This is a genomic window from Candidatus Eisenbacteria bacterium (assembly GCA_016867495.1).
Classification (GTDB): domain Bacteria; phylum Eisenbacteria; class RBG-16-71-46; order CAIMUX01; family VGJL01; genus VGJL01.
On the sequence record VGJL01000141.1, the window covers coordinates 1 to 6,524 of the forward strand.

5 protein-coding genes are annotated in these 6,524 nt (G+C 66.0%); 3 read left to right on the forward strand and 2 right to left on the reverse strand.

Translation table 11 applies throughout. The annotated features are described in order from the left end of the window. Positions 1-311 precede the first annotated feature (311 nt). Positions 312-1,571: a histidine--tRNA ligase gene (locus FJY88_10725; GenBank protein ID MBM3287806.1), complete on the forward strand. Its 1,260-nt coding sequence runs from the start codon at positions 312-314 to the stop codon at positions 1,569-1,571. A gap of 29 nt (positions 1,572-1,600) precedes the next feature. Here the strand turns inward: FJY88_10725 and FJY88_10730 are convergent, their stop codons facing one another. Further along, positions 1,601-2,710: a hypothetical protein gene (locus FJY88_10730; protein MBM3287807.1), complete on the reverse strand. Its 1,110-nt coding sequence runs from the start codon at positions 2,708-2,710 to the stop codon at positions 1,601-1,603. Then, positions 2,707-4,029, reverse strand: a complete 1,323-nt coding sequence (locus tag FJY88_10735) for a hypothetical protein (protein ID MBM3287808.1) — start codon at positions 4,027-4,029, stop codon at positions 2,707-2,709. The genes FJY88_10730 and FJY88_10735 overlap by 4 nt, the downstream gene beginning before the upstream one ends. Positions 4,030-4,477: 448 nt before the next feature. Between FJY88_10735 and FJY88_10740 the strand changes: the two genes are divergently transcribed. Both FJY88_10740 and FJY88_10745 read left to right on the forward strand, forming a co-directional pair. Beyond that, complete coding sequence (locus FJY88_10740) at positions 4,478-5,740, forward strand: 2-hydroxyacyl-CoA dehydratase (GenBank protein ID MBM3287809.1); 1,263 nt, start codon at positions 4,478-4,480, stop codon at positions 5,738-5,740. 5 nt (positions 5,741-5,745) lie between these two features. Then, positions 5,746-6,504, forward strand: a complete 759-nt coding sequence (locus FJY88_10745) for a 3-hydroxyacyl-ACP dehydratase (protein ID MBM3287810.1) — start codon at positions 5,746-5,748, stop codon at positions 6,502-6,504. Positions 6,505-6,524: the final 20 nt, after the last annotated feature.

The following is a 6,524-nucleotide window of genomic DNA, read 5'->3' on the forward strand; positions in this document are numbered from 1 at the left end:
CTCGGGCGAGGCCAGGATCTTCGCCGCCCATGTCTCGCGCGTGCGCGAGGAGACAGCAGTCTCCGTCGTCTTCACGAAAGGCGCTGGGGGCTTCGCGATCGGCGGCCCCGATCGCGGCATCCGCATCTGGGACTTCTGATCGGCTTGGCGCGCGAGACCGAGCCGTTTCCGCGCATTCGGTCCCGGTCCCGATCGAGACCCGGAGCGACCTGATCCCTTCCCGGGCCAAGTCCCGTTTCCTCCAACACCACCGGTGCGGGACACTCTGTTCTGTGAGATGATCGACGTCCGTCGGCAACGATGGAGGCAGGATGAAACGCGCACCGATCCAACCCGTCAAGGGAACCAGGGATTTCTATCCCGAGGCGATGGCGCAGCGGGTCTGGCTCTACGAGCGGATTCGCGCGGTCGCCAGGCGATTCGGCTACCAGGAGTACGAGGGCCCGATCCTCGAACCGATCGCCCTCTACGCCGCCAAGAGCGGCGATGAGCTGGTGAAGGACCAGGCCTTCGTCCTCACCGATCGCGGGGGGGAGGAGCTTGCGATGCGCCCCGAGCTGACCCCGACCCTCGCACGGATGGTCGCCCAGAGGCAGGCGCAGCTTCCCCGCCCGATCCGGTGGTGGTCCTTCGGCCCGTTCTGGCGGTACGAAAGGCCGCAGAAGGGACGCACGCGCGAGTTCTTCCAGTGGAACATCGACCTCCTCGGAACAGACGATCCGCGCGCCGATGCCGAGCTGGTGGCCATCGCCGTCCACTTCTTCCGCGAGGCCGGGCTGGCGGGAGGAGAGGCGATCGTCCAGCTGAACAACCGGCGTCTGATGGACGAGCGACTCGCCGCATCGGGGATCGACGGAGATGCGAAGAAGCTCGCCTACCGCCTGATCGACAAGCGGGAGAAGCTCGATCCCGGCGCGTGGGGCGAGTACGGATCGTCCCTCGGATTCCAGGCCGATCAGATCGCCGGCTTGAACGGGATTCTCGAGAACAAGGACTTGTGGAAGGACTCCGAAGAGCTCACGCAGCTCTTCGACCTCCTCTCGGCCTACGATGCCGCGGACACGGCGATCTACGAGCCGTCCGTCGTCAGGGGCCTCGACTACTACACCGGGACCGTCTTCGAGGCCCGCGATCGGGACGGGGAGTTCCGCGCGATCCTTGGAGGCGGCCGCTACGACAACCTCGTGGCCGACGTCGGCGGCGATCCCGTCCCGGGAGTCGGATTCGCGATGGGAGACGTGGTGATCTCGCTCGTCCTCGGCAAGTACGGCCGCCTGCCGTCTCCGCGTCCCGCCCCCGCGCGGGTCCTGGTCACCGTCTTCTCCCCCGAGATGGCGGGAGATTCCATCCGACTCGCGATGCGCCTGCGCGCCTCGGGCATCGACACGGAGGTCTACCCGGAGCCCGCGAAGATGGCGAAACAGGTCCGCTATGCCGATCAGATCGGGATCCCCTATGCGATCGTCCTGGGTCCCGACGAAAAGGCGGGAGGAGTCGTGGCCCTCAAGGAGCTGGCCACCGGCGAGCAGGTGGTCGCCACCATCGACGAGGCGGCCGAGCGGATGCGCTAGGCGAGCGGCTCAGGCGCGATCAAAGGGCTCTAGCGCTGCGCGCTCTCCTCGGCCCGCTCGGTGAAGAACCGCCGCACCATCCAGACGACCGTGCCGAGCGCGACAACGAGCAGGACAAGGAACACGATCAGCTGGTCCCAGTGCGTCCGCACAGGAGCCGCCCCGAGATCGGCCAGCTTGCCGATCATCATGTCGCGCACCCAGTGGCGCACGAGGATCATCGAGAGGATCCCCAGCGCGAGCAGCGCGACAGATGCCCGGAACGCGCCGAGCGACTCCGGTTTGGCCAGCGCGAGGGCCACCGCGACGAGAGCGAGGAAGATCCCTCCGAAGAGATGCATGGAGCGGACCGGATCTCCTCCGAGAAACGCCCCACGGATCGTCTCGGGAAGCGTGAGGAGGAACCAGAGCCCCACCAGGATCTGAACGAGCGTCGCGCCCGCGAACCAAGTCCTTCCGTAGCGGACCGCCCATGGGCCGAAGGAAGGATCCCCCTGCCGCAGCGCCCTCTGTCCCACTCCCATGATCCCCAGGCCCGCCACCGCGAGGGACGCGACGAAGAAGTGGAGAAAGCGCGGGATCAGAGTCGGCTCCCCCAGATTGAGCCGCGCGCCCGTCCGGTCCCCGACATAGAGCCACTTGAACTTCTCGGGGGTCTGCATGAGCGTGAGGTTGTTCGTGTAGATGAAACCGATCAGGAGGACCAGGAAGGCTGCGACCCAGGGGACCCAGACAAACCGCTCCCGCCGGATCGTGTCGGATAGCGACATGAAGTAGTGGCCATAGTAGGCGAGACAGAGGAAGCCGATCACCGCGATCCAGGGAACCGCCATCAGAATGCTCGACGTGTAGAAGAAGCGCCCATAGAGCACCTGGACGAAGAGGAGCGGCGCGACCCCGAAGGTGACTGCGGCCGGCGTGACGACCGGGAGCAGCTTGAAGATCGAGTCGGCCATCCGTCGATGGTGGGGCACGTTCCCCCTCCCGCGCGAGGCGGAGATCGCAGCCAGCACGCCTCCCCCGAGAAGCAGGTTCATCGCGATCAGGTGCACGAGAAACGTCACGAAGAGCAGGACGCGGATCAGCCAGATCGGCGCGGAGAAAGGAACGGCATCGGGAAGCGGCAGGATGGGGTTCATCGGCTTGCCTCCTGGACCGGAACGGGCGTGCTCTCCGGCGGGAATCCCCACAGGCTCGCGAGATAGTGCGCCAACGCCCGGCGTTCCTCGTCGGCCCCCATGAAGGGGGGCATGAACCCCTTCAGCTCATCCAGATTCTTGAGCTGCGCGCCGATGAAGCTCTCCCTCCATCCCTGGATCAGGGGTCGGATGCCGTTGTATCCGCCGACTGTGTGGCATGAGGCGCACTGGAAGCGGAAGATCTCCTCCCCTGCCTTGAGGCGGTTCGACGGCGTCACCTCGGCGACCGTCGCCCACCGGGCAAGCGGCAGGAATCCCGCCTCGTCGATCTGTTTTCGCTGCTGGGGCAGAATCCCGTTCGAGTACATCGTGCCATAGATCACGTAGGGCTTGCGGACCGCTTCCCTCACCCACTCCGACGTGCCGGTCACCGCGAACCCGACAACGAGGAAGAGCGCCGCCAAGGCCTGGCTGAAGCGGGCCGGGTTCCTCCATGCGAGCAGCCAGGTGAAGACCAGCAGGAAGAACGAGATCCCGAGCGACAGTCCCAGGAAGATGGTCACGGGGGGAGCCCCTCCGAAGGCGATCGCGCGGGCGGCCGCCGGGATCGCGAACAGGTACCAGAGGCCGGCGAGCGGCATGATCGTGAATCCCGCGAAGACCCACTTCGCCGCGTAGCGCACCTGTCGCGCGCGCATCGAGTCGGCCCGGATACCGGACGCCGTCAGCAGCGCGTAGAGCCCCGTCAGGGAGATCGCGACTCCAGTCCTCAGCAGGAGCGAGGAGAAGTAGCTCGGATTGAGGATGCCATGCCAGAAGTTCTGGGTCTCGAGCCAGCGGCCCGGGGTCAGCATGAAGGAGAGGATCCCGTTGATCACCACCAGGCTCATGTAGGCCGCGATGAAGTAGATCCAGCCCATCCGCAGATGCGTCTTGGGAGACAGCCGATCCCATCCGTAGTAGTAGATCAGCGCGGCGGCGATCTCGATCAGGAAGAAGCACCACTCGATCGCCCAGCCCCACACGAAGGTGCGAATCAGCAGGCTGGTTCCGCCCGGATGCGCCAGGGCGATGGCGAACCAGATCCCGACGCCCGAGACGGCGCCGAAGACGAGGGTGAGAAGGATGAAGAACCGGGCATGCCCCTTCATGTAGGCCAGAAGCTCCCTGTTCCCCTCGCGGAGCGCCTTTCGCTCGGTCAAGACCAGGAAGAGGCCGCCCCCGACCGCGAAGTGGGAGACGAAGACATGGGCGATGGCGATAATGGCGATCACGATCCCGCCGCCGAGCAGCGGGACCTCCCAGAGCGGGTAGTTCATCGACGCGCTCCTCCGCGCCCCCGTGCCGATGGGGCCGACAGAATCGGTGACGGGGGTATTAGACGGGTCTGCCGCCCGCGTGTCAATCGTCCGTGGCCTCCTCTTCCAAGACGAGGCAGGCGCCGGCTATGATGGAAGGCGATATCGCGCACTCCCGGAAACGGCCGCCAGGCCGGCCGGGGGAAGAAGGGAGGTGACCCGAATGCCGAGTTCCGATCTCCGCGGCAGATCATGTCGATGAGATGCCGCGGCCAGGCGCAGGTCTGCGCCTAAGACAGCGAACGAAACCGGAACGATGCGGATGCGGCGCATACCGGATTCGCGGTCGCCCCTCGCGACCCGATCCTGACGCGGCCCACCCCCCGTTTCTCTCCATGAGGTGACAATCCGCCGGGCCCCCGCCCGGCTGAAGGGGAACAGACGCGTGCCACCCAAAGACTACACCCAGATGTGGACTGATCTCGGCCTGGACCTCGAAGCCCATGCGGGCCTGATGAACGTCCTCGGATCCTTCTACACCGACATCTACCTGACCCAGACGAACCGGCCCAAGGGGATGGAGTACCTCGACTTCGTGATCTCCGAGGTCCATGGGCTGCGCATCGAGGAACTCCTGGCCGCCAAGGCCCAAGGCCGCAAGGTCATCGGCGCATTCTGCCTCTACGTGCCGGAGGAGATCCTCATCGCGGCCGACGCCGTCAGTGTCGGCCTCTGCGCGGGGGCGGACATAGGAACGGCGCAGGCGGAGCAGGTCCTTCCACGAAACACATGCGCCCTGATCAAGTCCTTCTTCGGCTTCAAGCTGGCCGGCCTCTGCCCCTATGTCGAGGCCTGCGACTTCGTCATCGGCGAGACGACCTGCGACGGGAAGACCAAGGCCTACGAGATCTTCAACCAGTACAAGGAGACGTTTGTCCTCGAGGTTCCGCACACCAAGTCGCCTGCCGCGACGAAGCTGTGGCGGAGCGAGATCGGCCGCCTCGTCGAGAAGGTAGAGACCGCGGCGGGCAAGAAGATCACGGCCGCGAACCTCCTGAAAGCGATCGAGACGGTCAACGCCAAGCGCGCCGTCCTCGGTCGCCTGAACCTCCTGCGCGCCGCCGATCCAGCTCCGATCTCGGGGAGGGACGCGCTCTTGATCAACCAGGTCGCCTTCTATGACGATCCCGTCCGCTTCACGAAGAAGATCGGAGAGCTCTGCGACGAGCTGGAGGCGCGCGTCGCCGCCCGCGAGGGCGTCGCGCCGAAGGGGACGCCGAGGGTCCTCCTGTCCGGCTGCCCGATGGCCATTCCCAACTGGAAGGTCCCCTTCCTCGTCGAGAAGAACGGCGCCGTCATCGTCGGAGAGGAGTCGTGCGTGGGCGAGCGCGGAACGCGCAACCTGGTCGATCTCACCGGCGTCGACATCTCGGATCGCGATGCCATCCTGGATCGGATCGCGGAGCGGTACTTCAAGATCGACTGCGCGGTCTTCACGCCGAACGCGGATCGCAATCTCCACGTCCGGGAGATGAGCGCCCGCAACCATGCCGGCGGAGTCATCCACTACGCGATTCAGTTCTGCACCCCTTACTTGATGGAGGCGCATGGAATGGAGCAGACCGCGCGGGAGATGGAGATTCCTCTCCTTCGGCTCGAGACGGACTACAGCATGGAAGACGCCCCGCAGCTCGAGACGCGGATCCAGGCCTTCCTGGAGATGATTCGGTAGCCGACATGCGCGCCGCGGGACTCGACATAGGATCGCGTAGCGTCGAGTTCGTCGTCATCGAGTCGGAGACCGGTCGGGTCGTCCACGAACGGGAGATCCCGACCGGTCCCGCGATGGCCGAGGAGTGTCGACTCCTGGTCGACGAAGCTCCGTTCGACAGGCTGCTGGCGACCGGGTACGGGAGGTCCCTCGTCGAGGTCTCCTTCGGCTTTCCCACCGTGACGGAGATCAAGGCGTTCGGGCGAGGCGCTCAGGCGGCCCATCCGGGTTGCCGGATGGTCCTCGATGTTGGAGGCCAGGACACAAAGGTGATCGCCCTGAACGGAGCCGGCAAGGTCCTGCGATTCGAAATGAATGATCGATGCGCCGCCGGCGCCGGACGCTTCCTCGAGATGACCGCGGCGGCCCTCCGCTACGAGATCGACGACTTCGGGGCCGCCGCGAGACAGGGAGCGCCGGGGACGGTGATCAGCAGCATGTGCGCCGTCTTCTCGGAGTCGGAGGTCGTGGGACTCATGACGAAGGGATCGCGGCGCGAGGACATCGCGCGGGCGGTGCACGACTCCTTGGCGCGCCGCATCGTCTCGCAGATGAGGCGAGTCGGCATCTCCCCACCGATCGTCTTCGCGGGCGGCGCCGCGCGGAACCCCTGCCTGCGCCATCTCATCGAGCAGGATATCGGTCAAGCCCTCGTCGTGCCCGAGGCGCCGCAGCGGATCGGAGCCCTCGGAGCCGCGATGCTGGCCGCGGAGGCCAGCGCTTGAGAGAGTCCTCTGCTCGCGCA

Coding starts and splice junctions, on each gene's coding strand:
- FJY88_10725 (MBM3287806.1), top strand. CDS start 312: ATGAAACGCGCACCGATCCAACCCGTCAAGGGAACCAGGGATTTCTAT.
- FJY88_10730 (MBM3287807.1), bottom strand. CDS start 2,710: ATGAACCCCATCCTGCCGCTTCCCGATGCCGTTCCTTTCTCCGCGCCG.
- FJY88_10735 (MBM3287808.1), bottom strand. CDS start 4,029: ATGAACTACCCGCTCTGGGAGGTCCCGCTGCTCGGCGGCGGGATCGTG.
- FJY88_10740 (MBM3287809.1), top strand. CDS start 4,478: ATGTGGACTGATCTCGGCCTGGACCTCGAAGCCCATGCGGGCCTGATG.
- FJY88_10745 (MBM3287810.1), top strand. CDS start 5,746: ATGCGCGCCGCGGGACTCGACATAGGATCGCGTAGCGTCGAGTTCGTC.